Here is a 1,331-nt window from a genome sequence, read left to right as displayed (position 1 = left end):
GAATCTATGGTCACTCCCGTTTTTGCAACACCGATTTTGACGACAAGTTGGCTTGCTTGAATCTATCCGGCGTCTGAATGGGATTTTATTCCCGCGCCTCGATGAGTTCCGCGCCTGATGAACCTCCAGAAAATATACGGCTTCAATGAGCCTTTCCGTTTTACAGGTTCCTCAACAGGCCGGTGGGCCGTTAGTATCATCAATATCAGTATTCGCAAAACCAGATGAATGATTGTTTAAACTGGTGTATTTCTGCCTTTATGCTTCGTAAGTTTGCTGTCGCGCCGTCAGTGCCCAGGCTATTCTGGCCAGCTTGTTTGCCAGAGCACAGGTGACGACAAAGTTGCTTTTCCGACACAACAACTCCCTGACCCAGTCGGCCAACTTGCCAGACTGGTGTTCCAGTTTTTGTATGAATACCCTGGCACACTGAACCAACAAAGTTCGGATCTTTTTGTTGCCCCGCTTGCTAATCCCTAACAATGTCGTCCGACCTCCCGTGCTGTACTGTCGGGGTACCAGCCCTGTTGCCGCCGCAAAGTCACGGCTGCTGGCGTACTGCTTCCCGTCGCCAATCTCAGTTGAAATAGTACTCGCTGTCAGTGTTCCGACGCAGGGAATACTCAGCAAGCGCTGTCCAACCTCATCTTCGTCCAACTTTCGTTTCAACTGAGATTCCAGATCTTTAATCTGCTCAACAAGATAGTGATAATGCTGTTGTAATTTCAGCAGTAACTGGCTGAGATAAAGAGGCAAACTACTGTCCTCAAGAAGGGTACTCAGTCGACTAATAACGGCAGCACCTCGCGGAACGCTGATACCAAATTCCAGCAGAAAAGCATGCATCTGATTAGTTGTTTTCACCTTATCCTGAACCAGGGATTCACGGACACGATGCAGAGCTCGCATTGCCTGCTGAGATTCGGTTCTGGGCTGCACGAAACGCATAGATGGACGTGATGCTGCTTCACAGATAGCTTCAGCATCAACGAAGTCATTTTTGTTGCTTTTAACGAATGGGCGGACAAATTGCGGTGATATCAGCTTTGGAAAATGCCCTAACTCTGCCAGCTTGCGTGCCATAAAGTGAGAACCGCCACAGGCTTCCATCGCGATGGTTGTTGCCGGGCATGTCGCCAGAAATTCGATTAGCTTTGGTCGGGTGAATTTTTTACGGTAAACGGCCTTCCCACGATGATCCTGACAATGAATATGGAAAGAGTTCTTACCCAGATCGATACCAATAAGCGCAATGTTTTCCATGATGGTTCTCCGAATGAAAGCCTGTCCTCAGCATAGTACTGGGAAGGAGGGAGTGACCATCTCATTAA

Annotated in this window: 1 protein-coding gene; it reads right to left on the bottom strand. The window is 48.4% G+C overall.

The genetic code is table 11. From position 1 onward, the window contains the following. Positions 1-258: 258 nt before the first annotated feature. Entirely contained in the window at positions 259-1,263 is a 1,005-nt protein-coding gene (locus INF68_RS20605) for an IS110-like element IS5075 family transposase (protein ID WP_000427614.1), read from the bottom strand. Positions 1,264-1,331 lie beyond the last annotated feature (68 nt).

This window comes from Enterobacter cloacae complex sp. P16RS2, assembly GCF_014982155.1.
Classification (GTDB): domain Bacteria; phylum Pseudomonadota; class Gammaproteobacteria; order Enterobacterales; family Enterobacteriaceae; genus Enterobacter; species Enterobacter cloacae_M.
This window is presented reverse-complemented; position numbering and strand designations above follow the sequence as displayed.